This is a genomic window from bacterium (assembly GCA_024226335.1).
GTDB lineage: Bacteria > Myxococcota_A > UBA9160 > SZUA-336 > SZUA-336 > JAAELY01.
On record JAAELY010000418.1, the window covers coordinates 1 to 1,968 of the forward strand.

General features: G+C 63.6%; 2 protein-coding genes. Both read right to left on the bottom strand.

All coding sequences use genetic code 11. From position 1 onward, the window contains the following. Window positions 1-448, bottom strand: a 448-nt coding sequence (locus GY725_20495; protein MCP4006565.1) for a response regulator, incomplete at its 3' end; no start/stop codon positions are given. Window positions 449-1,001: 553 nt separating this feature from the next. Further along, the coding region (locus tag GY725_20500; protein ID MCP4006566.1) for a hypothetical protein at window positions 1,002-1,968 on the bottom strand (967 nt) is incomplete at its 5' end.

Genomic DNA, 1,968 nt, shown 5'->3' on the forward strand with positions numbered 1-1,968 from the left:
CCGGCTCCCCGCTCGACAACGGCTCGACGGCGATTCGAAGCGGCACTCGACACAGATATCTGGTAAAGCGCCGGCTCACCGGGAAGCCGCCGAGGCTGCTCCGCGCCGCGTTGACCACGTCAACCAGGTCGAACGGTTTGTCCACCACTTGCTCGGCGCCGTCGGCGAAGGCCCGACGCCGCAGCTCCGGGGTCGGGTCGCAGCCGAAAACGAAGAAATGGGTGTCCGGCAGGATCGTACGCAGGCGATCCAGCAGCTCGATGCCTTCGATGTCGGGGAGCCGGGCTTCGACGAACGCGAGATCCCAGCGAAGCTCGCGGGCCACGGCCAGGGCCGCGCCGCCACTTCGTACGCTCCGAACCTTCATGCGTAGCGCGGAGAACTCTTTCTCCAATGCCCAGCACACCAGCTCGTCGCAGTCGACGACCAGTACTTTTTTCGGCGCCACGCTCTTCTATTAATGCAAGCAGCGGGCCGTCCTCGTTGGAGTGGATCGCAATCGCCGCAAGCACCTGCAATCAAGGACCTTTCGAACATGGCGGGTGGGGTTACCGCCGAGGCGCCGATCTGCCGGTCGGTTGGGGATTTCACCGAACGGGTGGGAATCGTCCCGAACCGCCAAAAGCGGACCTGATTGGGGCGGATTTCACCCTGGACGGACCACCTTTATCGAGGGACAATGAGTGCAGTTGTCGACTCCTTCGTGGCGGTCCGCGCTAGAGAACGCGCGATGGTTTCTGTGTAAGCCGCCGTCAAACCCATTTTTCAAACGCAGCGTCAAGATAAGGTCCGTTCGTGATTGACCTGCAGCACATGTTAATGCCACCCGCACATCGTGCCCTCCAAGCGGTACGGTGGTGCGGGTGGTCCGCACAATCAGCCACAGCCTGTCGTCAAAGTTCAGGAACCGGTGGGGCCCTCGATTCGGCTCCGTACCGAGGGTACCCGGAAGGGTAGAGGTGCACTCGATCATGTCTTGCCAAACTCGCTTTTCGATTTTTTCAGTTTTGTGTGTCCTCTTGGTGCTGGTCGGGATCTCCGCCGGCCCCGCTCAGGCCCAAACGGCCTGTGATCTGACGCCCTTCCCGGTTTGCGGCGACGGCGACTGCGACTCGGGCGAAACCTGCGAAGTCGACCCGCTGGGCACCGCCGAGTGCGTCTGTGTCCCCGGACCGACCTTGTGCGAGGAGTCCTTCAACACCTGCGACGGTGAATGCCCCGTAGGCCAGGCCTGCCAAACCAACGGCGCAGGCGACGATTGCGAATGTGTCCCCGTGGTCCTCTGCGAGGACTCGTTTGCCTCCACCTGCGACGGCGACTGCCCCGTAGGCCAAACCTGCGGGCTCAACGTCGCCGAAGACGACTGTATCTGTATCGACGATCCCGTCGACTGCGTCGACTCGGCATGGCCCGCGTGTGACGGCGACTGCGACTCGGGCGAAACCTGCGAAGTCGACCCGTTGGGCACTGCCGAGTGCGTCTGTGTCCCCGGACCGACCTTGTGCGAGGACTCCTTCAACACCTGCGACGGTGAGTGTCCCGTAGGTCAGGCCTGTCAGACCAACGGCGCCGGCGACGATTGCGAGTGTGTCCCCGTGGTCCTCTGCGAGGACTCGTTTGCCTCCACCTGCGACGGCGACTGCCCCGTAGGTCAAACCTGCGGGCTCAACGTCGCCGAAGACGACTGTATTTGTATCGACGATCCCGTCGACTGCGTCGACTCGGCATGGCCCGCGTGCGACGGCGACTGCGACTCGGGCGAAACCTGCGAAGTCGACCCGCTGGGCACTGCCGAGTGCGTCTGTGTCCCCGGACCGACCTTGTGCGAGGAGTCCTTCAATACCTGCGACGGTGAATGCCCCGTAGGCCAGGCCTGCCAAACCAACGGCGCAGGCGACGATTGCGAGTGTGTCCCCGTGGTCCTCTGCGAGGACTCGTTTGCCTCCACCTGCGACGGCGACTGCCCCG